Annotated in this window: 23 protein-coding genes; 10 read left to right on the forward strand and 13 right to left on the reverse strand. The window is 74.6% G+C overall.

All coding sequences use genetic code 11. The features are described from left to right. Window positions 1–19 precede the first annotated feature (19 nt). Window positions 20–874, reverse strand: coding sequence for a GntR family transcriptional regulator (locus C1708_RS06890; protein ID WP_198602419.1), 855 nt, complete (start codon window positions 872–874; stop codon window positions 20–22). A 167-nt stretch (window positions 875–1,041) separates the two neighbouring features. Between C1708_RS06890 and C1708_RS06895 the strand changes: the two genes are divergently transcribed. Next, a complete protein-coding gene (locus C1708_RS06895; RefSeq protein WP_106411808.1) occupies window positions 1,042–1,914 on the forward strand; it encodes a (2Fe-2S)-binding protein in 873 nt (290 codons plus the stop codon). Between the two features lie 336 nt (window positions 1,915–2,250). After that, window positions 2,251–3,297, forward strand: coding sequence for a DUF2637 domain-containing protein (locus C1708_RS06900; RefSeq protein ID WP_106411809.1), 1,047 nt, complete (start codon window positions 2,251–2,253; stop codon window positions 3,295–3,297). A 53-nt stretch (window positions 3,298–3,350) separates the two neighbouring features. On the opposite strand, the gene C1708_RS06905 is transcribed toward C1708_RS06900, so the two are convergent. Both C1708_RS06905 and C1708_RS06910 read right to left on the reverse strand, forming a co-directional pair. Continuing rightward, window positions 3,351–3,710, reverse strand: a complete 360-nt coding sequence (locus C1708_RS06905) for an ATP-binding protein (protein WP_502696055.1) — start codon at window positions 3,708–3,710, stop codon at window positions 3,351–3,353. A 270-nt stretch (window positions 3,711–3,980) separates the two neighbouring features. Continuing rightward, entirely contained in the window at window positions 3,981–4,649 is a 669-nt protein-coding gene (locus C1708_RS06910) for a hypothetical protein (RefSeq protein WP_106411811.1), read from the reverse strand. Between the two features lie 259 nt (window positions 4,650–4,908). Between C1708_RS06910 and C1708_RS06915 the strand changes: the two genes are divergently transcribed. After that, window positions 4,909–6,513, forward strand: a complete 1,605-nt coding sequence (locus C1708_RS06915) for a helix-turn-helix domain-containing protein (protein ID WP_241911190.1) — start codon at window positions 4,909–4,911, stop codon at window positions 6,511–6,513. Window positions 6,514–6,519: 6 nt separating this feature from the next. Here C1708_RS06915 and C1708_RS06920 read toward each other — a convergent pair whose 3' ends face one another. Both C1708_RS06920 and C1708_RS35805 read right to left on the reverse strand, forming a co-directional pair. Beyond that, window positions 6,520–8,265 (reverse strand): pyruvate dehydrogenase, encoded by a 1,746-nt coding sequence (locus tag C1708_RS06920; protein ID WP_106411812.1) that lies wholly within the window; start codon window positions 8,263–8,265, stop codon window positions 6,520–6,522. 66 nt (window positions 8,266–8,331) lie between these two features. Next, window positions 8,332–9,282 (reverse strand): protein phosphatase 2C domain-containing protein, encoded by a 951-nt coding sequence (locus C1708_RS35805; RefSeq protein WP_342210882.1) that lies wholly within the window; start codon window positions 9,280–9,282, stop codon window positions 8,332–8,334. An 852-nt stretch (window positions 9,283–10,134) separates the two neighbouring features. Between C1708_RS35805 and C1708_RS06930 the strand changes: the two genes are divergently transcribed. Next, the gene (locus C1708_RS06930) at window positions 10,135–10,617 is read left to right on the forward strand and encodes a DUF456 domain-containing protein (protein WP_106411814.1); all 483 of its coding nucleotides are present in this window, start codon (window positions 10,135–10,137) and stop codon (window positions 10,615–10,617) included. Window positions 10,618–10,624: 7 nt separating this feature from the next. Here C1708_RS06930 and C1708_RS06935 read toward each other — a convergent pair whose 3' ends face one another. Together C1708_RS06935 and C1708_RS06940 are read right to left on the reverse strand one after the other, a co-directional pair. Continuing rightward, the gene (locus C1708_RS06935; RefSeq protein WP_106416192.1) at window positions 10,625–11,128 is read right to left on the reverse strand and encodes a methylated-DNA--[protein]-cysteine S-methyltransferase; all 504 of its coding nucleotides are present in this window, start codon (window positions 11,126–11,128) and stop codon (window positions 10,625–10,627) included. A gap of 5 nt (window positions 11,129–11,133) precedes the next feature. Then, a complete protein-coding gene (locus C1708_RS06940) occupies window positions 11,134–12,570 on the reverse strand; it encodes a bifunctional transcriptional activator/DNA repair enzyme AdaA (protein WP_106411815.1) in 1,437 nt (478 codons plus the stop codon). Window positions 12,571–12,649: 79 nt separating this feature from the next. Here C1708_RS06940 and C1708_RS06945 point away from each other — a divergent pair, with 79 nt between their 5' ends. Continuing rightward, the gene (locus tag C1708_RS06945; RefSeq protein ID WP_106411816.1) at window positions 12,650–13,357 is read left to right on the forward strand and encodes a HEAT repeat domain-containing protein; all 708 of its coding nucleotides are present in this window, start codon (window positions 12,650–12,652) and stop codon (window positions 13,355–13,357) included. Between the two features lie 7 nt (window positions 13,358–13,364). Beyond that, window positions 13,365–14,369 (forward strand): HEAT repeat domain-containing protein, encoded by a 1,005-nt coding sequence (locus C1708_RS06950; protein ID WP_106411817.1) that lies wholly within the window; start codon window positions 13,365–13,367, stop codon window positions 14,367–14,369. A gap of 44 nt (window positions 14,370–14,413) precedes the next feature. Here C1708_RS06950 and rsgA read toward each other — a convergent pair whose 3' ends face one another. The 3 genes from rsgA to C1708_RS06965 all read right to left on the reverse strand — a co-directional run bounded on the left by rsgA (window position 14,414) and on the right by C1708_RS06965 (window position 17,508). Next, the gene (rsgA, locus tag C1708_RS06955; protein ID WP_106411818.1) at window positions 14,414–15,517 is read right to left on the reverse strand and encodes a ribosome small subunit-dependent GTPase A; all 1,104 of its coding nucleotides are present in this window, start codon (window positions 15,515–15,517) and stop codon (window positions 14,414–14,416) included. Between the two features lie 730 nt (window positions 15,518–16,247). Continuing rightward, window positions 16,248–16,559: an STAS domain-containing protein gene (locus tag C1708_RS06960; RefSeq protein WP_157951254.1), complete on the reverse strand. Its 312-nt coding sequence runs from the start codon at window positions 16,557–16,559 to the stop codon at window positions 16,248–16,250. Between the two features lie 448 nt (window positions 16,560–17,007). Further along, on the reverse strand, window positions 17,008–17,508 hold the full coding sequence (locus C1708_RS06965) for a MarR family winged helix-turn-helix transcriptional regulator (RefSeq protein ID WP_106411820.1): 501 nt from the start codon (window positions 17,506–17,508) through the stop codon (window positions 17,008–17,010). Window positions 17,509–17,803: 295 nt separating this feature from the next. On the opposite strand from C1708_RS06965, the gene C1708_RS06970 reads away from it, so the two are divergent. The 3 genes from C1708_RS06970 (at window position 17,804) to C1708_RS06980 (ending at window position 19,321) form a co-directional block, all read left to right on the forward strand. Beyond that, window positions 17,804–18,178, forward strand: a complete 375-nt coding sequence (locus C1708_RS06970; RefSeq protein WP_106411821.1) for a DUF1330 domain-containing protein — start codon at window positions 17,804–17,806, stop codon at window positions 18,176–18,178. 481 nt (window positions 18,179–18,659) lie between these two features. Next, the gene (locus C1708_RS06975; protein ID WP_106411822.1) at window positions 18,660–19,046 is read left to right on the forward strand and encodes a DUF1622 domain-containing protein; all 387 of its coding nucleotides are present in this window, start codon (window positions 18,660–18,662) and stop codon (window positions 19,044–19,046) included. Further along, window positions 19,046–19,321 carry a hypothetical protein gene (locus tag C1708_RS06980; protein WP_106411823.1) on the forward strand — a complete coding sequence of 92 codons (276 nt, stop codon included), beginning with the start codon at window positions 19,046–19,048 and terminating at the stop codon, window positions 19,319–19,321. The genes C1708_RS06975 and C1708_RS06980 overlap by 1 nt, the downstream gene beginning before the upstream one ends. Before the next feature lie 153 nt (window positions 19,322–19,474). On the opposite strand, the gene C1708_RS06985 is transcribed toward C1708_RS06980, so the two are convergent. From C1708_RS06985 to C1708_RS06995, 3 genes are all read right to left on the reverse strand, one after another. Continuing rightward, on the reverse strand, window positions 19,475–19,864 hold the full coding sequence (locus C1708_RS06985) for a four-helix bundle copper-binding protein (RefSeq protein ID WP_391663056.1): 390 nt from the start codon (window positions 19,862–19,864) through the stop codon (window positions 19,475–19,477). 659 nt (window positions 19,865–20,523) lie between these two features. After that, entirely contained in the window at window positions 20,524–22,044 is a 1,521-nt protein-coding gene (locus C1708_RS06990; RefSeq protein WP_106411825.1) for a cellulose-binding domain-containing protein, read from the reverse strand. A gap of 240 nt (window positions 22,045–22,284) precedes the next feature. Further along, window positions 22,285–23,607, reverse strand: a complete 1,323-nt coding sequence (locus tag C1708_RS06995; protein WP_106411826.1) for a radical SAM protein — start codon at window positions 23,605–23,607, stop codon at window positions 22,285–22,287. Between the two features lie 155 nt (window positions 23,608–23,762). On the opposite strand from C1708_RS06995, the gene C1708_RS07000 reads away from it, so the two are divergent. Continuing rightward, window positions 23,763–25,016, forward strand: a complete 1,254-nt coding sequence (locus C1708_RS07000) for an FAD-binding protein (RefSeq protein WP_106411827.1) — start codon at window positions 23,763–23,765, stop codon at window positions 25,014–25,016. The last annotated feature ends 48 nt before the right edge of the window (window positions 25,017–25,064 follow it).

Consider the following 25,064-nt stretch of genomic DNA (forward strand, 5'->3'; position numbering starts at 1 on the left):
GGCGCTCAGAGCGCTCCCCTCACTTCGCGCCGTTGAAGTGCTCCCCCACCAGCGCGCGCACCACGTCCAGATCGCCCGCGATCAGCGCGTCGAGCAGCGCGGTGTGTTCATGCGCGTCCGCGACCAGCTCGGCGCGGCTGCCGCCGCCGGGGGCGCCGCCCACCAGCGGCCACTGCGCGCGGCGGTGCAACTCCTCGGCCACCCGGACCAGTTGGTCGTTCCCGGCCAGGGCCAGCACCGCACCGTGGAAGGCGCGGTCGGCGTCGGCGTACGTGGCGCGGCAGCCGTCGGACGCGGCGCGGACGGTGGCCTCGGCGAGCGGGCGCAGTCCGGCCCACCGCTCGGGCGGCACCGTACGGGCCAGCCGGAGCATCACCGGCACCTCGATCAGGGCGCGCACCTCGGCCAGCTCGGCCAGCTCCCGCGCGCCGCGCTCGACGACCCGGAAGCCCCGGTTCGGGACGACCTCGACGGCGCCCTCCTGGGCGAGCTGCTGCATGGCCTCGCGGACGGGCGTCGCGGAGACGCCGAAGCGCTCGGCCAGCACGGGCGCCGAGTACACCTCGCCGGGCCGCAGGTCGCCGGAGACGAGCGCGGTGCGCAGGGCGGCGAGGACCTGGCCACGTACGGACGACCGCTGGACGGCGGGCCGGGGGCGGGGCGGGGCGGGCTCGCCGTGCGTGTGCTCACCGCGCGCGGAGCCCCGGCCGGCCCCGTCCGCGTCGTCGCGGAAGCGGTCGCGCCCGGTGCCGCGGCGCCGGTCCGTCTCCGCGGCGGCCGGCTGGGCGGGCACCCGGCAGCGGTTCCCCGCCGGCCGGGCGGCCTCGGCCGCCTCGCCCGTCGTCCCGGCGAAGCCCTGCGTGCCCTGCTTCACAAGGTCCTCCTGCGGACGTGTCGGTACTTGGGGTATTACGGCGGGCCGGCGCCTGCGCGTCAAGAACCCTAAGCGCATCGGACGCCAGTTCACATCTCCGCGATGTTGGGTAAGGTGAGGCTTACCTTTTTATTGCCCGACTCCACGAGACGTGAAGGGGTGGTCCCATGGCCGTGCCCGGTTCGGCCGTCGCGGACGCGTACGCCCGCCTGGCGGAGGCCTTCCCCGCCCTCGCCGTCACCGAACTCGGCGCCGGAGAGGCGGTCCCCCGGGGCGGCGGCTGGGTCGCCGCCGCCGACCTCGCCGCAGGCGGGGACGCCCTCGAGGCCTTCCTCGCCCGGGACGACACCCAGGTGCGGCGGGACTACGGCATGCAGGCCCGCCCGGACGTCATCGCCAGCTTCGGCCTGCACCGCTACGCCTGGCCGGCCTGCCTGCTGATCACCGTGCCGTGGTTCCTGCACCGCCGGGTCCCGCGCTACCCCGTGACGCACGTCTCGTTCGACCGCGGCGCGGCCGGGCTCGCCGTCGGCCGCATGGCCGTGCGCCCCGCCGGCTTCGCCTGCCTGCCGGACGACCCCGCCGCCGCCCTTCCCGGCGCGCGGGTCGTGCCCGACGAGGAGGCGCTGCGGGCGGAGGTGCGCGCGGCGGTCGCCGAGCACCTGGAGCCCGTGCTGGCCGGCTTCGGCCCCCGGATGCGCCGGCGCGGCCGGGCGCTGTGGGGCATGGCGACCGACGAGATCGTCGAGAGCCTCTGGTACGTCGCCCAGCTGCTCGGCGAGGAGGAGCGGGCCGTGCGCGAGCTGGAGCTGCTGCTGCCGGGCGCGACCAAGCCGTACGTCGGCGCGGCGGCGTTCCGCAGGCCGTCCGGCCCCGGCGGGGAGCCGGCCGCCGCCACCCGGGACCGGGTGAGCTGCTGCATGTTCTACACCCTGCGCCCGGCGGACATCTGCGCCACCTGCCCGCGCACCTGCGCCAAGGAGCAGGCTCCGGCGCGGACCCGCGACCGGGAGAGGGAACTGGTCGCACAGGCCGGCTGACACGACGCCGAGAAGGGCGGGGCGGCCGGTGGCGTAAGATCGTCCGGACGCCCCGCCGTTCCGCCTGGCGTGGGGGGCGGCGATGCGGTGCCGCGGAGGTCACGAGCACTTCACAATGTCCTCACCGCTCGCGGCGGTTCCCCGCGGAACCATCCGTACGGGTAGTCTTATTCGAACTCAACTCCCGCTCCTCATGCGGCAGTTCGAGCATTGAGCCGCCCAGGGCACCCCCTCGCACTTCATTGGCGGCCTCTTGCCCCGAAACCCCCTGAGGACCGCCGGGATTGGGCCACTATGGCGGGCGTTACGCCCTATCCCAATGCAAGGGACCCCTAGATGAGACTGACCGACATATCGCTGAACTGGCTGCTTCCGGGCGCCGTACTGCTCCTGGGCATGCTGGCGGCGGTGGCGGTGCTGGCGCGCGGCAAGCGCTCCTCGGTCAAGGACACGAGCGCCGACGACTCGTGGGAGCGCAGCGAGGAGCGCCGCAGGCGCAAGGAGGCCGTCTACGGCACCGTCTCCTACGTACTGCTGTTCTGCTGTGCGGCGGTGGCCGCCGCCCTGTCCTTCCACGGCCTGGTCGGCTTCGGTGAGCAGAACCTCGGCCTGTCCGGCGGCTGGCAGTACCTCGTCCCCTTCGGCCTGGACGGCGCGGCGATGTTCTGCTCGGTGCTCGCCGTGCGCGAGGCCAGCCACGGGGACGCGGCCCTCGGCTCGCGCATACTCGTGTGGACGTTCGCCTTCGCCGCGGCCTGGTTCAACTGGGTCCACGCGCCGCGCGGCGCCGGCCACGCGGGCGCCCCGCACTTCTTCGCGGGCATGTCCCTGTCCGCCGCGGTGCTCTTCGACCGGGCGCTGAAGCAGACCCGCCGCGCGGCACTGCGCGAACAGGGCCTGGTGCCGCGGCCGTTGCCGCAGATCCGCATCGTCCGCTGGCTGCGCGCGCCCCGGGAGACCTACCGCGCCTGGTCGCTGATGCTGCTGGAGGGCGTGCGCAGCCTCGAGGAGGCGGTCGAGGAGGTCCGCGAGGACAAGGCGCGCAAGGACCAGGAGAAGCGGCGCCGGCGGGAGCAGGAGCGCATGGAGCGGGCCCGGCTCAAGGCGATCAGCCGCGGCCACCGGGGGTTCGGCGGCGGCCGGGGCGGGCGCGAACTGGAGACCACGGTGGAGCGGGACTCCGACGTGGTCGCCGCGGAGCCTGCCATAGCGGCGCCGGAGGCCCTGCCCGCACACGCCCCGCGTCCCTCCCTGCAGCCGGTCCGCCGTTCCGGCGGTGAAGCGGTGACCGTCGATCTCACGGCCGAGGACGACACCCAGGCGCTGCCGCGTCTGGACAGCCTCGAGCGCAAGCTCAAGGATCTGGAGCAGCAGTTCGGCTGACGTCCGTACGACGACGCGACGCGGCGTGAGGGACGCGGTGGGAACCGCGTCCCTCACGCCGCGTCGGCGTCCGCCTCCGGTCCGAGCGCGAACCAGACGGACTTGCCCACCCCGTGCCTGCGGACGCCCCAGGCGTCGGCCAGGGACTCGACCAGGACCAGGCCCCGTCCGTTGGTGCTGTCGTTGCCGTCCCGCGGGCGCGGTCTGGGCTCGCGGGCGGTGAAGTCCCGTACCTCCACGCGGAGTCCCCAGGGGCCGACGTCCGCGGTGAGGACCGCCTCGCGGTCGGTGTGGACGAGGGCGTTCGTCACGAGTTCGCTGGTGAGCAGTTCCGCGACCGCGGACCGCTCCGGATCGCACCGGTGACGTAACAGCTCGCGCAGGGCGCGGCGGGACTCGGCCACCGCCCGCATATCCGCACGCCCCAGTGTGCGCCTCAGCCGATCCGCCGAAGCCTGACTTCTCATGACCCCCGCCCGCGTGCCGATGCCGTTTCCCCCACCTGCTCGAACGCCTACACGGGAATGCTTGCCCGGTCGTTCACGCGGCAGTCATGCGGAGCGGCCGCGAGCCGTTGTTGGCCGAAGTGCAACGGCCACACAACCGCGCGGGGCCGTCCTCCCGACCCCCGTGGCGAGAGGACGGCCCCGGCTTTCCCGCAGTGGTCGCGGAGTTCAGGAATCTCAGTGGAGCTTGGCGACCGCCTTCTTCGCGGTCTTCCCGAACGCCGCCAGGGGGGCGTCGTCGAAGTCGCCCATCTGCCCCCAGCCGACGACGGTCACGGTGCGGCCGTCACGCCCCACGGACAGCAGGTTGACGTCCGTGGCCCCGTACGACGTCTCGGTGTGCAGGCCGTGCACCGTCGCCCCCTCCTCGACGGGCAGCGTGCCGAAGAACCGGCCCTCGGCCTCGATCTCCGGGTACGTCCGCTCCAGCCGGTCCGCGCAGGTGCGGATCTCCCGGTTCAGCCGGGCGGCCAGCGCCTCGCCCTTCGCGGCGGACCCGGTCACCGCGGTGACCTGCACGGCGCTGGTGTCCAGCTCCGTGTGGAACAGGCGGTGCCGGTGGTCGTGGGCGGGGATGCCCTCGCCCAGGCAGTACGCGAGCTGCTCCGGGAAGCCGTCGGTGACCGGACCCGCGGTCCAGCCGGTCGGGTGCGGGGGCAGCTCGGACGCCGCCAGGAACCTGGGGGCGGCCGCCTTCCTCTGCGCGGACGCCTGCTTCTGCGCGGACGCCTGCTTCTGTGCGGCCTCGCCCGGAGCGGCGCCGGCCGGTGCGGTGGCGGCCGCGCCCACGGCGAGGGCGGTGACGGTGAGCGCGGCGAGCGCCGCGGCACGGGTGCGGATGGGCATGGGTGTCCCCCGTGGGGTGTGCGTGGTGGAAGGGCGAGGCGTGCACCGCGACGGCCGGGACGGCCCGTCCGGGCCATCGGGGCGGTTCGCCGTGGTCAGAGCATCCGCCGTCACGGACGACCGGCGCAAGCGCCACCGCCCGGTCCCCCGGCATGGAACCATCCCATCCTGTCCGACGTGCAGTGATACAGGGCGCCTGGGATGCCCGTCCCAGGCGCCCGGCCGGTCGGGACGGACGAGCCACGGGGGGACGGAGCCGGTGTCGGCACAGGACGAGGTGACGCGGTTCGCGGCGCTGCTGCGGGAGTTGAAGGGACGCACGGACCGCAGCTACGGCTCGCTGGCCCGCCGTCTCCACATGAACACCTCGACCCTGCACCGCTACTGCGCCGGCGACGCGGTCCCGGTCGACTTCGCCCCGGTCGAACGCTTCGCCGCCCTGTGCGGCGCGACGGACGCGGAACGCCTCGAACTCCACCGCCGCTGGCTCCGCGCGGCGGAGGCACGGCGCCGGCCTCGGGGCGGGGCGGCCCGGGACGCAAAGACCCCGGACCCGTCCGGTGCGGCACCCGGCACGGCCGGGCGGCGGTCCGGCGCCCCGGGGCACGGCTCAGGGCCGGACGTCCCGGGGAACGGCGCTCCGGCCGCCGGTTCAGACACCACCGGTCCAGGCACCACCGGTTCGGGCGCCGCCGGTTCAGACACCACTGGTCCAGGCACCACCGGTTCAGGCGCCGCCGGTTCAGACACCACCGGTCCAGGCGCCGCCGATTCAGGCACCACTGGTTCAGGCGCCGCCGGTTCGGGCGCCGCCGACCAGGCGAACGATTCAGGCCACCCCGAGGGGCCGGGCGGGGGTGACGGGCACGCCGTGCGGGGGCCCGCGGGCCACGGCGACGTGCCCACGGGGCGACGGAGGCAGCGGAGGCGGGCGGCCGTGGCCGCCGCTGCCGTGTGTGCGCTGCTCGCCACCGTCGGGAGTCTGTCGTTCCTGCCGGACGACAGGCGGGCGGCGGCCGGGAGCAAGGCCCTCGGGGCGACGGAGGAGGCAGCCGAAGGCGGCGCCGGCGACGGTGCGGGATCCGCGCGGTCCGTCGCTCCGGCCAGGTCCCCCTCGGCCTCGGCGTCCGGCTCCCCCTCCCCCTCCGGGTCCGCCCCCGCCGGGCGGGGCGGGGACGGCGAGGCGTCCGAGGCGCGGCGTCCGTCCGGCTCGCCCGCCGCACCGGACAGGGCGCCCGCGGGGCCGCCGCCCCTCACCTGGTCCGTCGACTCCCACGCCTGGGCGCACGGCTGCGGGCACGACTACGTGGTGGCGAAACCGCCCGCCCGGGTGCCGCCGCCGCCCGTCCCGCAGGACGCCCGGACCTGGGCGGACGCCCAGGACGCCGTGCACGGCGGGGAGACCCTCGTCGAGCTGTCGGTGCAGGGGAGGTCCGACACGGCCGTCGTCCTCACGGCGCTGCGCGTCCGCGTGGCCGGCCGCTCGGAGCCGGCGCCCGGCACCGCGTACGCGATGGACCAGGGCTGCGGCGGCGCGCTGACCCCCCGTTACTTCGACGTGGACCTGGACAAGGACCGGCCGATCGCCCGCGCGGTCGCCGGGAACGACACGGGCACCCCGGTCCCGGCGGTCCGGATGCCGTACCGGGTGTCCGCGGCCGACCCCGAGGTGCTGCTGGTCACCGCCCGCACCGAGGGCTGCGACTGCCGCTGGTACCTGGAGCTGGACTGGTCCTCGCAGGGCCGCGCCGGCACGGTGCGGATCGACGACCGGGGCCGTCCGTTCCGCACCAGTGCCGTCGAGGGCCTGCCGCACTACGAGTACGACACGCTGAACCGCTCCTGGCGTCCGCGCGGCGGCTGAACACCGCTATGGGCGCGGTACGTTGCGCAGGTTGGAGCGGGCCATCTGCACCATCCGGCCGACCCCGCCGTCCAGCACGATCTTGGACGCGGACAGGGCGAACCCGGTCACCATCTCCTTGCTGATCTTCGGCGGGATGGACAGCGCGTTGGGGTCGGTCACGACGTCCACCAGCGCCGGCCCCTTGTGCTTGAACGCGGCCTTCAGCGCGCCCGCGAGCTCCTTCGGCTTCTCCACCCGCACCCCGTGGGCTCCGCAGGCGCGGGCCACGGCGGCGAAGTCGGGGTTCTTCATCGCCGTGCCGTGCGACGGGAGCCCGGCCACCAGCATCTCCAGCTCCACCATGCTCAGCGAGGAGTTGTTGAAGAGGACGACCTTCACCGGCAGGTCGTACTGGACGAGGGTGAGGAAGTCGCCCATCAGCATGGCGAATCCGCCGTCGCCGGACATCGACACGACCTGCCGGCCCCGGTCGGTGAACTGCGCCCCGATCGCCATCGGCAGCGCGTTGGCCATCGAGCCGTGGGAGAACGAACCGATGATCCTGCGGCGTCCGTTGGGCGAGATGTAGCGGGCCGCCCAGACGTTGCACATGCCGGTGTCGACGGTGAAGACGGCGTCGTCGTCGGCCAGGTCGTCCAGCACGGACGCCACGTACTCCGGGTGGATCGGCACGTGCTTGTCCACCTTGCGGGTGTACGCCTTCACCACCCCCTCCAGCGCGTCCGCGTGCTTCTTCAGCATGCGGTCGAGGAACTTGCGGTTGTCCTTGGTGCGCACCCGGGGCGTGAGACAGCGCAGCGTCTCCTTCACGTCGCCCCACACCGCGAGGTCCAGCTTGGAGCGCCGGCCGATGACCTCGGGCCGCACGTCCACCTGGACGATCTTCACCTCGTCGCCGGGCAGGAAGGAGTTGTACGGGAAGTCGGTGCCGAGCAGGATCAGCAGGTCGCACTCGTGGGTCGCCTCGTACGCGGCGCCGTAGCCGAGCAGTCCGCTCATCCCGACGTCGTACGGATTGTCGTACTGGATCCATTCCTTGCCGCGCAGGGCGTGGCCGACCGGAGCCTTGATCTTCCCGGCGAACTCCATCACCTCGGCGTGCGCGCCCTTGGTGCCGGCGCCGCAGAACAAGGTGACCCTCTCGGCGCGGTCGATCATGTCGACGAGCTTGTCGATCTCGTCGTCGCCGGGGCGGACGGTGGGCCGGGAGGTGACCAGGGCGGTCTCGGGCGCCTGGTCGGGGGCGGGTTCGTCGGCGAGGTCGCCGGGCAGCGAGACGACGCTGACGCCGGAACGGCTGACCGCGTGCTGGATGGCGGTGTCCAGCAGCCGGGGCATCTGCCGGGGGTTGGAGATCAGCTCGCAGTAGTGGCTGCACTCCTGGAACAACCGATCGGGGTGGGTCTCCTGGAAGTAGCCGAGGCCGATCTCGCTGGACGGGATGTGGGAGGCGAGGGCGATGACGGGCGCCATGGAGCGGTGGGCGTCGTACAGCCCGTTGATGAGGTGCAGGTTGCCGGGCCCGCAGGAGCCGGCGCAGGCGGTGAGCCGGCCGGTCACCTGCGCCTCGGCGCCGGCCGCGAAGGCGGCGGTCTCCTCGTGCCGGACGTGGATCCAGTCGATGGCGGAGTTGCGGCGCACGGCGTCCACGACGGGGTTGAGGCTGTCACCGACCACGCCGTACAGGCGTTTGACCCCCGCGCGGACGAGGATGTCGACGAACTGCTCCGCGATGTTCTGTTTGGCCATGATGTCCGTCTGCCCCTCGGGTGCCGGAGATGCCTGACGGAATCCATGAATCCACACCGGGCGCGCTCACGCCTCCCAGACGGCCGCGACCGTACGGTCGTCGGCGTACCCCTTCACCCGAATCTGGGTGTCGGCCAGATACGCCGTCAGCCCCGGGGGTTCCGGAGCCGACCACCGGTCGGCCAGGTGGGCACGGAGTCCGGGCTCACCGCGCAGGGGCTCGGCGAACCCGGTGCCGCACATCAGCAGCACATCACCCGGGCGGGCTACGGAGGTACGGAAGCGGAAGGGCTCGCGGGTCGGTTCGGGCGCCGGTTCGTACGGGCTCGGGGGTGTGGGGACGCCGAGGTCCATGGTGCGGCGGTCGCCGTCCGGCGTCTCGTGCGGCGGCGAGCCGAAGCCGGGCACGGGCTCGCCCTTGACCTCGGCGACCTCCGGTTCGATGTCCTGCCACTCGCCGTCCCGCAGCCGGAACAGCCCTCCGGGGCCGGCCCCGAAGAACACCCGGGTGCGGCACTCGGGGTCGGCGGACAGCAGCAGGCAGCGCAGGGCGGCGGCGTGGTCGTCGGGGTCGAGGCCCTGCTCGGCCGCGCCGGCGCGCAGCCTGCCGAGACTGCGGTCGGTGAGGCGGTGCAGGCCGGCCTTGAGGTCGGCGCGGCGGGCGGCCCGGATGTCGTCGGTGAGCCGCTCGTGGCTGCGGCCCACCGCCGCGCCGATCCAGCGGCAGACCTCGGCGGCGGCCCGGTGCGCGCCGGGGGCGGTCCGCAGGCCGGTGGCCAGCGCCACCAGCACCAGCGCCCGCTCCCCCGCCCCGAACCGCGCGGTCAGCAGCGCGTCGCGCCGGGGCTCGCCCCGGTACCTCGCGGAGTCCCCGCGCACGGAGGCGGCCCGCAGCGTGCAGGCGCCGTAGCGGGCGCCGTCCAGCACGGTGTCCGGGACGAGCGCGTCCAGGTCGTCGGGGTCGGCGGCGGGGAGGGCGGTGGGTTCCGCGTCGTAGGTGGGCGGACGGGCGCCCACGTAGGCGCGGGAGGGGGGCGGGGGCGGGAGGGGACCGAGCCTGGACCCGGGACCGTCCGCAGCGGTCCGGTCCTCCGGCGCGGCGGGGGTCCATGAACCGTGGACGGGGGCGGCGGTGGGACCGGAGGGGGTGGAGGGGGGCGGCCGGTCGGGGAGCGTGGGGGCGGGAGCGCCGGGTGCCGGAGGGAAGGGCGGGGCGGCGGGCGCGGCGTCGGAGGGGCGTGGCCCTTGAGGCGGGTTCGGCGTGGCGGGCGCGTCGGCCGGCCGGCCCGGTCCCGGGGGGAAGGCCCCCGGGAGCGGGGGCACCGAGGGCGCCGATGCCTGACCGGAGGGCGGCTCCGGGACGGGAGGCGCGTCGGTCGGGGTGTCCTGCTCCGGCGGGCAGGGCGCCGGAGGCGGGTCCGTGGGGGGCGGGCGCTCCCAAAGGGCACGGGGTGACGCACCGGCGGAGGGTCCGGGGGGCATGGCCTCCGGCGACGGCGTCTGCCGCTGGGCCGGGACCACCGGGGCCCCGGGGACGTCCCGGGGGTCCGGGTCCGGCGGGAGGCGGGCCGCGTCGGACGGCCCGCCCGCGTTCACCGTGCCCGCCGCGGAGGCGAAACGGTCGTCCAGGGAATCGGCCGCGGGCGCCGGCCCCGTGTCGCCGGAGGCGTCGTCGTAGAGCCGGCCCCACCAGTCGTCCTCGGGACCGGGACCGGTGGGCCCGGCGGGTCTTCCCCCCTGCTGACTCATGCCCCCAATTGTCCACCGGACGGGCCGGATGAAAACGGGGCATCGGGAAAATCACCGCCCCGCGCGCGGACGCCACGCTTCCGGTCTGCGCCGTCCCGCGCCCTCCTGCACCCTGGACTGATGGGAGCGTGGGACCTCCTGCTGGCCGGACTGGTGCTCCTGCTCGGTCTGTGCGGAGTGCTGGCGCCAGGGGTGCCCGGGTCCTGGCTGGTGTGGGCCGCGGTCCTGTGGTGGGCGCTGAAGGACCCGCGGGCGGTCGCGTGGTGGGTGCTGGTGGGGGCGACCGGGGTGCTGTTCCTGTCGCAGGTGGTGCGCTGGGCGCTGCCGCCCCGCAGACTCCGGGCGGGCGGTGCGGACGCCCGGCTGCTGGCGTACGCGGGCGGCGGCTCGTTCGCCGGTTTCGTGCTGCTGCCGGTGATCGGAGCGGTCCCCGGCTTCCTCGCCGGGGTGTACGTCCACGAGCGGCTGCGCCTCGGCCGCCGCGGGGAGGCGAAGGCGGCGGTGCGCACGGTGATGCGGTCGGGCGGGTGGAGCGTGCTGACGGAGCTGTTCACCTGCCAGCTGATCGCGGCGGCGTGGATCGGCGCGGTCTTCTGGGGCTGAGCGGCCCTCAAGGGTTCTGCGCGCGCGGCAGCGCACCCTCGTGGGTGAGCAGCCGCACCTTGCGCTCCAGTCCCCCGGCGTACCCCGTGAGGGAGCCGTCGGCGCCGATGACGCGGTGGCAGGGGCGGACGATCAGCAGCGGGTTCGCGCCGATCGCGCCCCCGACGGCCCGTACGGCGGCCCGGGGCGCCCCGATGCGCGCGGCGATCTCCCCGTAGGTGACGGTCCCGCCGTACGGCACGTCGTCCAGGGCGGCCCACACCTTCTCCCGGAAGGGGGTGCCGACGGCCCTCGTCGGCAGCCGGAAGTCCTTGAGGTCGCCCGCGAAGTACGCGGCGAGCTGCCGTTCCGCCTCCCGGAACGGACCGGGGTCGTGCGTCCAGTCGTCCCGCACCACGGCCGCCTTCCTCTGTCCGGGCACGGTGAGCGAGGTCAGCTCGCCGGTCGGGGCGGCGGTCAGCAGCAGCGGCCCGAGGGGGCCGTCCACGTGCGTCCAGTACGTCGTCGTCATGAGGGTCACTCCAACTCCCCTGCGGCTCGCAGGTGGTTCAGGGCGTACGAGCGCCAGGGACGCCAGCTGTCGGGGACGCCGGGGCCCGGCGGGGCCACGTCCGGGTCGCCGAGCGCACGGGTGCGGATCGCGGCGATCATACGGTCGTCGAGGCCGGGCACGGCGGCGAGGGCGTCCCGCGCCGCGTCCCGGTCGGCGCCGGGTCCGAGCCGTACGGCGCCGTCGGCGAGGGCGGCGGCGAGCGCGCCCAGGGGGCCGCCGGGCTCGGCGTCGGCGAGGACGGCGGCCTCGGGGAACAGGTGGGTGAGGCTCCCGCAGGGGGCGTCGAGCCGTTTGCCGTAGCGGTGGACCAGTCCGGCGGCCGTGTCGCGTCCCGCCAGCGCCCGGACGGCCACCTCGTCGGGGTCGGCGGCGCCGGGCGAGCGCAGTCCGGGACGGGCCGCGACCAGCGGGGCGAGCCGGGGGTCGGCGCCGAGGCGTTCGTCGACGGCGTAGGGGTCGGCGTCCAGGTCGAACAGCCGGCGCAGCCGCTGCACGGCGGTGGTCAGGTCGCGGAGGTCGGTGAGGTGGACGCGGGCGTCGAGCCAGCCGCCGGGACGAGCGCCGGTGCCGGTGTGCGGGCGCTCGTCGACGGCGGCGATGCCGGTGCCGTAGGGCAGGCGCAGGGTGCGCCGGTAGGTGCGCGCGCCGGGTACGCCGGTCACCTCCTCGACGCCGGGGACGGCCTCCCGTTCCAGCAGGTCGAAGACGGGCCGCGCCTGGTAGGGGCCCCGGTGGGCGAGGCGCAGGGGCACCCCGGCGGTGGGGGCGCCGGGGCGGGCCCGCCCCTTGCGGGGCGCGGCGGCGCGCAGCCCGGTGGGCGTGGTGGCGTACACGGCGCGGACGGTGTCGTTGAACTGCCGCACGCTGGCGAACCCGGCGGCGAACGCGATCTCGGTGACCGGCAGCCCGGTGGTCTGCAGCAGCACGCGCGCGGTGTGGGCGCGCTGGGCGCGGGCCAGGGCGACCGGTCCGGCGCCCAGTTCCGCGGTGAGCTGCCGCTGCACCTGGCGGGCGCTGTAGCCGAGGCGCGCGGCGAGCCCGGCGACGCCCTCGCGGTCGACCACGCCGTCGGCGATGAGACGCATGGCGCGGCCCACGGTGTCGGCCCGCACGTTCCACTCGGCGGAGCCGGGCACGGCGTCGGGGCGGCAGCGCCGGCAGGCCCGGAAGCCCGCGCCCTGCGCCGCGGCGGCGGTCGGGAAGAAGCGCACGTGGGCGCGTTTGGGGGTGATCGCGGGGCAGCTGGGCCGGCAGTAGATGCCCGTGGTCTCGACGGCGAAGAAGAACGCGCCGTCGAACCGGGCGTCCCGGCTGCGCACCGCCTCGTACCTGCTGTCCTCGTCCCTCACACGGTCCAGTGTCCACCGGCGGGGACGGCGTGACCGGCGGGAATCGGACATGGAACCCGGCGCCCCGTGCGGCGGCGCTTGACCCTGACACGGTGAGAAGGTCTTCACTGGCGGGCCTGGAGGTGCTCCGATGACCACGCCCAAGGCGGAGACGACAACATCACGTGTGCTCGCGGGACTGCGGCACGACGATTCCTCGGTGCGCCTGCGCGCGGCGCTCGCGGCAGGCTCGGACCCGGACCCGGAGTTCGTGGAACCGCTGGTGGAGCGGTGCGGGGTGGAACCGGTGTTCCATGTGCGGGACATGCTGACGTGGGCGCTCACCCGGCACCCGGAGGCGTCGACGGTGCCGCGGGTGGTGGCCGAGCTGCGGTCGCCGCACGCCCGGGCGCGGAGTCAGGCGCTGCACACCCTGTCCAAGATCGGGGACCGTGGGGTGTGGCCGGCGATCACCCGGTCGCTGCTGACCGACCCGGACGACGAGGTGGCGCGGACCGCCTGGCGGACGGCGGTGCCGCTGGCGCCCGAGGGGGAGACGGCGGAGCTGGCGGAGGTGCTGGTGTCCCAGCTCGGACGGGGCGGGAGGGAGACCCAGCTCAGTCTCAGCCGGGCGCTGATCGCTCTCGGCGAGCCGGCCGTCGCGCCGGTGCGGGCCGCGGCGGCCGGACCGGACCCACGGGTGCGGGAGCACGCGCTCGCCACGGAGCGGTTGCGGCGCGACCCCGAGGCGGGGTTCGCGTACGCGGTGGAGGAGGCGAAGCGCGTGGTGTCGCTGGGGCCGGAGGCCCGGGACCCGGACGGGCAGGACGCCGTGGGTCCGGACGGGCGGGAGGAGTGAGGCAGAGGTGCTGATCGGTGAGGTGGCGCGGCGGTCCGGGGTCAGCCCCCGGATGCTGCGGCACTACGAGTCGCTGGGCCTGGTGCGGCCGTCGGGCCGTACGGCGGCCGGGTACCGCGCGTACACGGAGGAGGACATCCGGCGGATCTTCCACGTGGAGAGCCTGCGGTCGCTGGGGCTGTCGCTGCGGGACGTGGGCCGCGCCCTGGACGATCCCGGCTTCACGCCGTCCGGTCTCGTCGCGGACCTGGCCCGGCGGACACGGGAGAGGATCGCGCGGGAGACGGAGCTGCTGACGCGGCTCCAGCGGATCGACGCGGCGGAACCCGCCGACTGGCAGGACGTCCTCCAGGTCGTCGCGCTGCTGCGGAACCTGCGCTCCGGGGACCCCGGGATGCGGCAGCGGGCGGCGCTGTCGTCGGTGGACACGGTGCCGGTGCCGGTGGAGGCGCTGGTGGAGGCGGTGCTGAGCGAGGCGGACCCGCATGTCGCCGGGGCCCTGCGGTGGGCGCTGGCGCAGGCGGGCGAGCGGGGGCCCGAGCTGCTGGCGGCGGGGCTGGAGTCGGCGCTGCCGGAGGTGCGCGGGCGGGCGGCGCGATGCCTGGCGGAGGTCCCGGGCGAGCGGGCGACGGCGCTGCTGCGGGACGCCCTCGGCGACGCGGACCCGGCCGTACGCCGGACCGCGGCCCTGGAACTGGGGGCGCGCGGGGTGGCGGACGCGATGCCGGAACTGGTCGGCATGGTCGTCGAGGAGGCGAACGACGTCGACGCCGCCGACGCGCTGGGCACGCTGGCGGGCGACGCGGCGGTGGCGGACCGCATCGTGGCGGCGCTGGCGGACCGTCTGGCCGGCGGCGCGCCGGACCCGTCCGCGCGCCGCCGCCTGACGCAGGCCCTCGCCGAGATCCCGGGCCCGGCGGCCACGGACACGCTGAGGTCCCTGACCGGGGACGGGGACCGGACGGTGGCGCTGACGGCGCGGTACGTCCTGGAGCTGCGGGAGTCGGACTGAGCCGTCCCGCCGGGCGCCCCACGGGGCGCCCGGCGGGCAGGGTGTCACCTCATCCGTCCCCGCTTGGCCTCCATGGCGGCCTTGCCGAGGGCGCCCTTGCGCTTCCAGTCCTTGCGGATCTCCGCGCGGAGGCGGGCGTCGGTCTTGGCGACGATGTACTGGTTCTCCCGGAGCAGCTTGCGGTAGCTGTCCAGGCGGCGCCGGGGCAGCTCACCGGCCTCGATGGCGTCGAGGACGGCGCAGCCGGGCTCGCTCTCGTGGGCGCAGTCGTGGAACCGGCAGCTCTCGGCGAGGTGCTGGATCTCGGAGAACACCTGGCCGACCCCGGTGCCGGCGTCCCACAGGCCGACGCCCCGCAGGCCCGGGGTGTCGATGAGGACTCCCCCGCCGGGCAGCAGGAGCAGGTTGCGGGTCGTGGTGGTGTGGCGGCCCTTGCCGTCGACGTCCCGGGTGGCCCGGACGTCCATGACGTCCTCACCGAGGAGGGCGTTGGCCAGGGTGGACTTGCCGGCGCCGGACTGCCCGAGCAGGACCGAGGTCCCGCCGGAGACGACCGCCGAGAGCACGTCGAGCCCTTCGCCGTCCTGCGCGCTGACGGTGAGGACGGGCACGCCGGGCGCGCTGGTCTCCACGTCCTGCACGAGGTGCGACCGGGTCACCGCGTCCGGCACGAGGTCGGCCTTGGTGAGCACCACGACCGGCTGCGCGCCGGACTCCCACGCGAGCGCGAGGAACCGCTCGATCCGGGCGAGGTCGAGTTCCACGGCGAGGGACACGGCGACGACCGCGTGGTCGACGTTGGCGGCGAGGATCTGCCCCTCGGACCGCTTGGAGGAGGTGGACCGCACGAACGCGGTGCGGCGCGGCAGCAGCGTGCGCACGTAGCGGGGGCGGGCGCCGTCGGGGTCGACGGCGGCCCAGTCCCCGGTGCAGACGACCTTCATCGGGTCGCGGGGGACGACGTACTCGGTGTCGGCGCGGATCACGCCGTCCGGGGTGGCCATGTCGCACAGCCCCCGGTCGACCCGGACCACGCGCCCGGGCACCAGCCCCTGCGCGGCGTACGGAGCGAAGGCGTCCTCCCACTGCTCGTCCCAGCCGTAGGGAGCGAGGGGGTGCGAGGAGGCGGAAAGAGAGGAGAGATTCAAGGGAGACCCTTCGAAGGGCAGCCCCGGCGGCGCGTTCAGGCACGCGCGAAAAGAGGTGAGGTCAGCCGGAGGCCACGGAGGTGGACGAAACGAACGACTGGATACGGGCACGGCCCCTCACAGAGACAGCCATCGGTCACACCTCCCAGGAACCTCGACTCGGACGAACAGCGCCCACTTGTGGAGCGCCTCGCGAACACGGCACAGCCTAGGGTCCCCGGTGATCGCGCGCCATCCTTTTTCGCGTCCCGTCGGCGCGAGTACGGCACTCCGGCGAACCGACACGGCGTGCACGCCGGTTGAACAGGAGAAACCAGCCCGGCGCGCTGGAGCGCCGTGCGCGCTCCTGCGCCTCCCGCCCTTCGCGGTCGCCCGTCCACGCGGCGACCGCGCGGGCGACCGCGCGGGCGACCGCGCAGGCGACCGCGCAGGCGACCGCGCGGTTCGTTCCGCTGCGCTCTCGCCCCCTCACGACCTCGAAACGCCCGACTGCTCCCTCCACACATCCCTCCACCAGCTTTAGACTATGCAAGAGTTTCGCCGATCAAGTGATGGTGCCGGGCTGGTCCTACCCGGCCGAGACAGCGACGGAACTTCGGCCGCTTCCCGGGTCGTGGCCATGCTGCAGGTCTGCGCGCGGTGCGTACCACGACGTGTTCCGACCGGGTGACGGGCAGCCGGCCGCCCGCCGGTCCTCCTCAGCGGCCCCCGGTGCCTGACCGTGGACGCCTCACGGCGGTGCCGCAGGAGACGGCTCCTCTCCGCCCCTGTCCACGTCCAGATCAGTGGCCAGTCCCGCCCTTCGCGCAGCGGTCCGAACGGCAGCACTGGGTTCCACGAGCCGCACGTCGACGCCGGCCAGCGGCAGGGTCCGGCAGATGCCCCGCAGGGTGTACAGGCTCGCCAGGTCGCAGAAGGTGACACCGGACAGGTCGAGGACCAGCGAAGCGACCGTCGAGCGCGCGGAAAGTACAGCCAGGTCATCCCGCAGTGTGGCAGCGGTGTCCGCATCGAGCTCCCCGTCGAGGAGCAGGCGCAGCACGGACGAGGGGCCGTGGCCGGTCCCGGAACGGACACGGAGTCTTGTCGCGCCCCCCGTCCGGAACGGCTCGTGCCGACGGGGCGGGACGCCGTCGGCAGCCTTGTCGTGCGGCACGGGACGGGACGGTGGCATGGCCGGGCCTCCGGACGGTTCGCCTTGACGGACGCCGACCAGACTTCCCGGCACTCCAGGCGGGGCCGCCAGGCCCAGCCGTCCGTGTAGTTTTGCATAGAGCAAAGAAATTCTCCATCGGGCCCCGGCGGCGGGAGCCCTCAGGACGGCTACGGCGGCCCGAGGGACCGGCTCGGCGCCCGGAGCGGGCCGCGCCGTTCCCGGCACGTCCGCTCAGCAGCCCGGGACCGCGCGGACACGCACCGGGAGCGGCCTGCGCCCGTGGGGAACGGGAGCACGTGCCTGCCTGCGGCGGGCATCGGTCCTTGCGCCCGCCTCACGGGGCGCCGGGCAGTTCGCCCGTCCACCCCAGCGGATGCGCCTGCGTGTCCTCGACGACCGGCGCCAAGGGCTCCGCCCCGGCCTTGTTGAAGGCGTTGAGCGCTTCGACCAGGGCCAGCCGCTGCACCGGAGTGAGCCTTTCGACGATGGCGGCGATCTCGGTACGCCGGCGAGCCGTGACGCTCTCGACCGTGCGCTGCCCCTCGGCGGTGAGCTGCAGCAGCGTCTCCCGACGACTGTGGGGATTGGCGTGCCGGTCCGCCAGGCCGGCCGCGATCAGGCGGTCCACCATGCGCATGGCGGTGGACGGCGCCACCTGGAGCTGCTCGGCCAGCGTGACGAGCTTGGTGGCTCCCCTCGTGGCCAGCACCACCAGCATCCGGAACTGCGGCAGCGTCACCCGCTCCTCGACCTCGGCGAGGGAACGCGCGGACACCGCGACCAGCAGGCGTGACGCGGTCAGCACCGCCTGGGTCACGGCATCCACATCGTCCATCGCCCTCGCGGGGCCCTCGCTCTCGCGCACGACTCCTTTCTACCGCCCCACGATCACCGGGAGCACGTCGGCCGAGACCCGGCCCGCCCGCCACCACCGCGGTCACGGCCCGCTTCCGCGAGGGCCGCGGCCACATCCGGCCGCGCACCTCGTACCGACCAGGTGGTATGCAGCCGGGCGCGTCGTCACCTACCCTCGTGCCAGCCGTCCGCCGGACGCCCCCCCACGCCCCCCACGCCCCCCACGCCCTCCACGCCCTCCACGCCCTCCACCCCGCGACGACAAGGAGACGTTCATGGCTGTCGATCCACCCGAGGCGGTCCTCCAGGAACTCGGTGACCAGAAGCCCGGGGAGCCTTTCGTCATGCTCAACCTGCTGCGGTTCGCGCCTGACGGACGCACGTCGTACGAGGAGTACTCACGTCGTGCGGCGGTCTTCCTGCGACGGCACGGGGGCGAGCTCCTCTACGCCGGGGACGGCGACACCCCCCTGGTCGCCGGACAAGGACAGGCGTGGGACGCCGTGCTGCTCGTGCGCTATCCGAGCCGGGAGGCGTTCGTTCGCATGGTGACCGATCCCGGTTACCGGGAGATCACCCGGCTGAGGTCCCGCGCGCTCACCGAGGCCGTGCTCCAGCCGACCACCCCGTGGACGCGGCACGCGTCGTGACGGGAGCCGGACCGGCTCGCGGCACCGCTGACGGGAGACTGCCGCGACCTCGGCCATGGCTGCCGTGCTTCCGCCCGGGTGGGTGCACCGAGCCGGCCGGAGAGGAGCCGTCCGAGGCGGGCCAGGCATCGGGCAAGGGCTGCCGCGCCCCCACCGCCGCAGCCGTACCGGCCGCCGATGGGCGAACGGACACCGTCGGCTGCCAGTGCCGCAGCCGGCCGTCCAGCAGCGCGAAGCGGGCCGCGGTGTGACGCCGTGGCCGGCCGTCGTACCGGGCGGGTCCCACCGCTGCGATCTCCCCATGCGCGCATCGGACGGCCCCGGAACGACGGCGCGCGCCGCGCCGCCGGGGTCCAGGTGGGGGGCAGGGCCGAGGCGCCGCCCAGCGAGTCGGACCAGAAGGCCGGCCGTCCGGCGGCGACCGGGTGAGAACCGTGCCCGGCAGGCGAGTGGGCCCGCAGGACGGGGTACCGGCCTCACCATGCCCTTGTCGATGGAGCTCCTGCCCGAGTCGACGCTGCGCGACGTGATCGGGCTCCTCGTCAGAGTCGTCGAGTCCGCCGGCGCACTGATCATCTTCGTGGGAGCCGTCTGGGCATTCGCGCAGTTCCTCCTGGCCGGACTACGGCGCGACCGCAAGCTGTCCGGCTTCAACCGCATCCGCCTCAGCCTCGGACGCTTCCTCGTCCTGGGCCTGGAGTTCCAGCTCGCCGGTGACGTACTGCGGACGGCCGTCGCGCCGAGCTTCGCGGAGATCGGGCAGCTGGCGGCGATCGCCGCGATCCGTACCGCGCTCAACTACTTCCTGGGCCGGGAGATCGCCCAGGAAAGAGCCGAACTCGACGCGAGGGAGAAGACCTCGGCCTGATGACCCCCTGGCTTCACACCGCCGCCGCGCTCACCACCGTCCTGGGGCTGGTCAGCGCCTGCGTGGTCCACGTGGCCGTGGGCCGGTTCCGCACGTCACTGGGCGTGCTGCTCGACTTCCTCACCGCTGCCGGACTGATCAAGCTCGCCGACGAACCGTCGTGGGGGCGTGTCGCCGCCGCGGCCGGTGTGATCGCCGTCCGCAAGCTCATCACGACACGTCTCGGCCGGCCCTTGCTCGACGGCACGCGGAGGGCGGACCACCGGCCGATATGACCGGACAGCAGCCGTCGTCCTCTGCCGGTCGCCGGCCACGGATCACCGTCCGAGAAGGGTGTGGCCGAAGCCCGCGCAGGAGGTCACGGCCCTGCCGCGCCCCGCTTTCCGGACTTCTCCCTCATGCCCCCGCGAACACACTCGCCCGGCCAGTCAGCCGAGGGAGGCGATCAGGTCGTTGCAGGCCTGCTCGCAGCGTCGGCAGGCTTCGGCGCACACGCGGCAGTGGTCGTGCATGCCGGCGTGGCGTTCGCATTCGTCGCCGCAGGCCTTGCACACCGTCGCGCACGCCTGGAGCACGGCGCGCGTGACGTTCGCGTCGTAACCGGTGTGACGGGAAAGCACGGCGGCGGTGGCGGTACAGACGTCCGCGCAGTCCGCGTCGGTGCGGATGCACTTCGTCAGCTCGTCGACCATCTCCTCCGACAGGCACGCGTCGGCGCAGGCCGTGCACGCCTGCGCGCAAGCCAGGCACTCCTCGATACAGCGCGCCAGCTTCTCCCTGTCCACACCGCCCAGATCGGCGGGGTAGGCACGGAGCATGTCCTTGACCACAGCAGCCACTATTACCTCCAGCAATGGTGCGTCTTGCGTGAATTGTCATGGAACGTGTATCGCCTGGCGCACAGCCCAAACCCGGGCGCATCCGGGTGGGCGACCCCGGCGCCCGCCATCGCCTCACCGGTGGGCCGGAGCACCCCTCGACGCCCACGGTGTCGAGGGGGGCGGGATGCTCACCCGCCTCACGCCGGAGGGCATCGTCCGGGCCGGCGGCTCGAAGGACACGGTCGATGCGGTCATCCGGGCCGCCGGACACCGCCATGCCGTCCCTACCCGGCCGCAAGGGGCGCCCCGGACGCCGGCGGCCGCCCCGCTCCCGGGATCGGCTGTGCCGGCCTCGAGTTCCGGCGCGGCTTCCCCTCCGGCACTCTGCGCGGCGTCGGCCACGATGCCACGCAGGTGCTGTCCCGACCCGGCGGTTGCCGGTGGAGGACGCGGAGCGGCGGACCGAGCTGTCGGTCGGGCGGCTCGCCGCCCTTTGATGCGACGTACGAGTGTGACGGACCCGCGTTGCGGTGAGCCCGGGCGTTCGCGCAGCCCGGCGCCCGCGGGGTGCCTCCCCCGGAGCGGCATCCCCAATGCCAGCCCTCCGCCAGACCCTTGAGGCACGCATGCCCGCCGGGCACGAGCGCGTCAACCGCTCACGCCACCCCGCAGGCCCTCCCGTCGACCGTGAAGTCCGACGCCCGGACGTCCGTGTCCCGCCTCGCCTGCCTCGCCGCGACGAAGCCGAAGGCGAGTCTGCCGCCCGCGGCGACGCTCGCGTTGTAGTCGGGCGCGGTGGCGGTCACCCGCGCGCCGGACTGGTGGACCGAGGCGTCCCACATCTGGGTGACGCGCTGGCCGTCGGGGAGGGTGAAGCCGACCCGCCAGCCGTCCAGGGCGTGCCGGGTGGTCACGGTGACGGCCGCCTGGTAGCCCTCCGGCCACTGGTCGAGCACGTCGTAGTCGACCAGGCAGGCGGGCCGCGAGGGGCCGCCGTCCCCCGGCGTGGCGGCGGCGCCGGAGGACGTGCCCTGCGGCTCCGGGTCGGGCTCGGGCGTCGGGTCCGCCGTGCGGGAGGGCGGGGCGCTGCTCGGCGCGGCAGCGGCACTGGACGCGGGGACGGAGGGGTCCGGCGAGCCGGACGGCGCCGTGCCCACCGGCGGCAGCGACGGCACGGGCGCGGCCACCGGACCTCCGCGGTCGTTGTCGGGGGCGGCGGTCCCGGGATCCCCGCCGTCCCCGAACGGCATCAGCGACACCGCGAGCGCGAGCAGCGAGACGACGACGGCCGCGGCCATGGGCCCGTGCCGGGCGACCCGCGCCCCGCGGCCGGGCCCGCCCACCGGGTCGTCGGCGTCCGGGTCGGCGCCGTCCGGGTGCCCGGCGCCCAGCCGCACCTCGGCGGCGCGGCGGCGGCGCTCCAGGTAGGCGAGGCCGCCCCAGCCGATGACGCCGCCGGCCAGCGCGCCGGGCAGGGTGCCGCCGTGCGGGCGCAGACAGGCGGCGGCCTCCGCGCACTGCCGGCAGGCGGCGAGGTGCCGGGACAGGTCCTCGGGGGCGTCCGCGGCGGGCGAGCGGGTGACGGCGTCGAGCAGCCGGGCGTAGCTGCGGCACTCGGCGTCCATCGGGGAGTCGAGGTGGTTGCGGTGGCAGCGGTCCCGGAACAGGCGGCCGACCTGGGCGAGTTCGTCGGCCGCGGTGGCCGGGTCGAGGCCCAGCCGGCGAGCCACCAGGGGCAGCGGCAGCGCCTCCGCCTCGGCCAGCCACAGCAGTTCGGCGTCCGCCTGCTGGAGGTCGCGCAACCCCCGCAGGGCGATGGGGCGTCCGAGGGGCGGCCCGGTGTGGCGGGCGGCCTCCTCGGAGTGCAGCCACAGCCGGAGGCCGGGGTCGAGCTTGTGCCCCTGCCCCTCCTTCTCCCACCCGGCGGCCGTGTTCCGTACGGCGGTCAGCAGCAGGGGGATGCGGGGCAGCCGGGAGGAACGGCGTCCGGTCCCGCGCACGCTCCCCGACTCGGCCGCGCGCAGTTCCCGTATGCCCTCGGCGAAGGCCTCCCGGGCCAGTTCCGCGGCGGCGTCGGAGCCCGCCGTGCACAGGTCGGCGTAGGAGAGCACCGCGTCCCAGCATTCGGAGAACAGGGCCGCTTCGGCGGCGTCCTGGGGGCTCGGCAGGTCGGGCATGAGACTCCTGCATCCACGAGCGAGGTCAACTCGCCGTACCGGCGGGTGGAGTTGAAGGGAACCTCGCGGCAGTGGACGAGAGCTTCGCACGTCCCCGACACAACTGACAAGCGCCGTCTTCACTTTGTGTGGCGGTACCGCGACCCCTCGCAGGGACCATACGCAGGAAAGGCCGGAACGTCTCGGTTCCGGCCCTTCCTGTTCCGTCCTGCCTGGTCCGCCGCGGTGCGCGGCGGACGCTCAGACCGCCTCGACGGGCTCCTCCGCCGGGAGGCTGTCCATGAAGGAGCTGACGGAGAACACCGCGCGGCCGGGTCCGGGCGGGCCGTACCCGGGGGGCGAGGACAGGCCGAAGTCCTCCATGGTCTGCCGGTACGCCTGGAGGAGCCGGATATGGTACTCCAGCGGCGCGCCCTGCGGGTTGGCCTTGCCGAGCGGGGTGGTCGGCTCGGGACACCAGGTGGTGAAGCGGGGCGTGATCCCCTTCGACATGAAGAAGCGCAGGCCCTCGGTGGTGGACGCGATGGCCTCGTCGACCGTCTTGAAGCCGAACGGCTCGGCCATCTCCACGCCCGCCACGAAGTTGGGGATCACGTTGCGCGCGCCGAAGATCTCGGCCGAGTCGAGGATCCGCCGGTGCCACTCGTCCCGGCCGACGTACCGCTCCTTGCCGGGGCAGTACATCTTGAACAGGTACTCGTCCCACACCTCGTAGTTGGGGTGGTAGATCTGCACGCCGTAGTCCTTGAAGCGCTGCACGTCGTCCTTGGGCAGCGCCTGGGCGACGACCTTGCCGATCCAGCGGCCGGGGAAGCGCTCCTCGATGGCCTTGGCGTAGTGGCCGTAGAAGTCGGCCTCGTCGCGGCCGGAGACGGTCTTGGTGATCGCGCCGCCGGTGAGGGTGTAGGCGGTGGACGCCTTCGCCGTGTCGTAGCGGTCGATGATCTCCAGGGCCTCGAGGACCTCCTCGACGTCCTTCACGCCGGTGTAGGGCCGGCCGGCCGCCTTGTGCTGGCGCCAGTTGTGATTGATGTCGCAGTACTGGCACTCCTCCTTGGCGCCGAAGTACTGGCAGACGCGGAAGACCGTCAGGTAGATCAGGTAGCCCCACTGGATGGTGGGGGCGACCTCCATCACGGACTTCCCGTTGGACAGCTTGTGCCGGTAGTACTCCGGCATCGGCGGCACGCCGACGTCGGAGATCCGCTTGCCGTCCAGGTAGAGGCCGAGCATGCCGTGCTCGTCGGCGGCGACCCGGTACGGGGACGACGGGTTCACGCGGACGGACACGACCGTGCGGCGCAGGTCGTACGGTCCTCCGGTGAGGATGATCTCCTCCGGCGGGCGGCGCAGCGCGGCCTCGCCCAGCTCCGGCAGGGTGCCGTGGTCGAAGGAGAAGATGAAGTACGACTTCGGTTTGACCTCGCCGCCCTCGTTGTCGCTGAGCGCGGACGCGTCGAAGGCCACACCGCCGCGCAGCAGGTCCTCCTTGAAGACGGCCTCGCGCGGCACGTGCGGGAACCGCTCCATCAGATCCTCGACCAGCGCGGTACGGCTGCCCATCGCGTGTTCTCCTCCCGGTGCCGACGTACGACTCCTCACGGTATGCCCCCGGCCGGACGTCCCGGGCGGCGGGTCCCCCCCACCGGGTGCGGTTCACTCCCGAGGTAGGTTCCGTCGGGGCCCGTCCACGGGTCCGCCGGCGGGAGGGACGAGGGATGACCGAGAGCGTGACCAACTGGGCGGGCAACATCACCTATGCCGCCGAGGAGCTGCACCGGCCGCGCACGCTCGAGGCGCTGCGCGCACTGGTCGCGGGCTCCTCCCGGGTGCGGGTGCTGGGCAGCGGCCACTCCTTCAACCGCATCGCCGACGCGGGCGAGGGCGGTGTTCTCGTGTCCCTCGCCGCGCTGCCCCCGCTGATCGAGGTGGACGCCGGGGGGCGGACGGTACGGGTCGGCGGCGGGGTGCGGTACGCGGAGCTGGCCCGCGAGGTGCACCGGCACGGGCTGGCGCTGGCGAACATGGCGTCGCTCCCGCACATCTCGGTGGCCGGGTCGGTCGCCACCGGCACGCACGGCTCGGGCGTCGGCAACGGCCCGCTGTCAGCGTCCGTGCGCGCGGTGGAGCTGGTCACGGCGGACGGCTCGACGGTGACCCTCGCGCGCGGCGACGAGCGGTTCGGCGGCGCGGTCACCTCGCTGGGGGCGCTCGGCGTGGTCACCGCGCTCACCCTGGACCTGGAACCGGCGTACGAGGTGGAACAGCGGGTGTTCACCGAGCTGCCGCTCGACCTCCTGGACTCGGGCACGTTCGACGCGGTGATGTCGGCGGCGTACAGCGTGAGCCTGTTCACCGACTGGCGGAAGCCGGGCTTCCGGCAGGTGTGGGTGAAGCACCGCGCCGACCGGCCTCGCGCGGACTTCCCGTGGGCGGCGCCCGCGACGGAGAAGGCGCACCCCGTGCCGGGGATGCCCGGGGTGAACTGCACCGAGCAGTTCGGGACGCCGGGTCCGTGGCACGAGCGGCTGCCGCACTTCCGGGCGGAGTTCACGCCGAGCAGCGGGGCGGAACTCCAGTCGGAGTACCTGCTGCCCCGGGAGACCGCCGTGGACGTGCTGCGCGCCCTGGACGGCGTCCGGGAGACGGTCGCGCCGGTGCTGCAGACCTGCGAGGTGCGCACGGTGGCCGCCGAGGAGCAGTGGCTGGGCCCCGCGTACGGCAGGGACACGGTGGCCGTGCACTTCACCTGGATCGAGGACACGGCGGCGGTGCTGCCGGTGGTGCGGCGGGTGGAGGAGGCGCTGGCGCCGTTCGCGCCGCGACCGCACTGGGGCAAGGTGTTCACCGTCCCGCCCGCCGAGCTGCACGCCCGCTACCCGCGGCTGCACGACTTCCGCGCCCTGGTCCGCGAACTGGACCCGGAGGGCACGTTCGGCAACGCGTTCGTGCGGGGCGTGCTGGGCGGCTGACGGGACGCGGACGCCCGTGGGCCCCCGCGTCCCCGCGTCCCTGCGTCC

This window comes from Streptomyces sp. DH-12 (assembly GCF_002899455.1).
Taxonomy (GTDB): Bacteria; Actinomycetota; Actinomycetes; order Streptomycetales; family Streptomycetaceae; genus Streptomyces.

Bases quoted from the DNA above. Each gene is read 5' to 3' on its own strand.
- C1708_RS06935 (WP_106416192.1), bottom strand. From the start codon at position 11,128: ATGACGACGACGTACTGGACGCACGTGGACGGCCCCCTCGGGCCGCTG.
- C1708_RS06980 (WP_106411823.1), top strand. From the start codon at position 19,046: ATGACCCCCTGGCTTCACACCGCCGCCGCGCTCACCACCGTCCTGGGG.
- C1708_RS06905 (WP_502696055.1), bottom strand. From the start codon at position 3,710: ATGCGGGCGGTGGCCGAGTCCCGCCGCGCCCTGCGCGAGCTGTTACGT.
- C1708_RS06975 (WP_106411822.1), top strand. From the start codon at position 18,660: ATGCCCTTGTCGATGGAGCTCCTGCCCGAGTCGACGCTGCGCGACGTG.
- C1708_RS06970 (WP_106411821.1), top strand. From the start codon at position 17,804: ATGGCTGTCGATCCACCCGAGGCGGTCCTCCAGGAACTCGGTGACCAG.
- C1708_RS06930 (WP_106411814.1), top strand. From the start codon at position 10,135: ATGGGAGCGTGGGACCTCCTGCTGGCCGGACTGGTGCTCCTGCTCGGT.
- C1708_RS06900 (WP_106411809.1), top strand. From the start codon at position 2,251: ATGAGACTGACCGACATATCGCTGAACTGGCTGCTTCCGGGCGCCGTA.
- C1708_RS06965 (WP_106411820.1), bottom strand. From the start codon at position 17,508: ATGGACGATGTGGATGCCGTGACCCAGGCGGTGCTGACCGCGTCACGC.
- C1708_RS06895 (WP_106411808.1), top strand. From the start codon at position 1,042: ATGGCCGTGCCCGGTTCGGCCGTCGCGGACGCGTACGCCCGCCTGGCG.
- C1708_RS06990 (WP_106411825.1), bottom strand. From the start codon at position 22,044: ATGCCCGACCTGCCGAGCCCCCAGGACGCCGCCGAAGCGGCCCTGTTC.
- C1708_RS06910 (WP_106411811.1), bottom strand. From the start codon at position 4,649: ATGCCCATCCGCACCCGTGCCGCGGCGCTCGCCGCGCTCACCGTCACC.
- C1708_RS06940 (WP_106411815.1), bottom strand. From the start codon at position 12,570: ATGTCCGATTCCCGCCGGTCACGCCGTCCCCGCCGGTGGACACTGGAC.
- C1708_RS06985 (WP_391663056.1), bottom strand. From the start codon at position 19,864: ATGCTCCGTGCCTACCCCGCCGATCTGGGCGGTGTGGACAGGGAGAAG.
- C1708_RS06920 (WP_106411812.1), bottom strand. From the start codon at position 8,265: ATGGCCAAACAGAACATCGCGGAGCAGTTCGTCGACATCCTCGTCCGC.
- C1708_RS07000 (WP_106411827.1), top strand. From the start codon at position 23,763: ATGACCGAGAGCGTGACCAACTGGGCGGGCAACATCACCTATGCCGCC.
- C1708_RS06945 (WP_106411816.1), top strand. From the start codon at position 12,650: ATGACCACGCCCAAGGCGGAGACGACAACATCACGTGTGCTCGCGGGA.
- C1708_RS06995 (WP_106411826.1), bottom strand. From the start codon at position 23,607: ATGGGCAGCCGTACCGCGCTGGTCGAGGATCTGATGGAGCGGTTCCCG.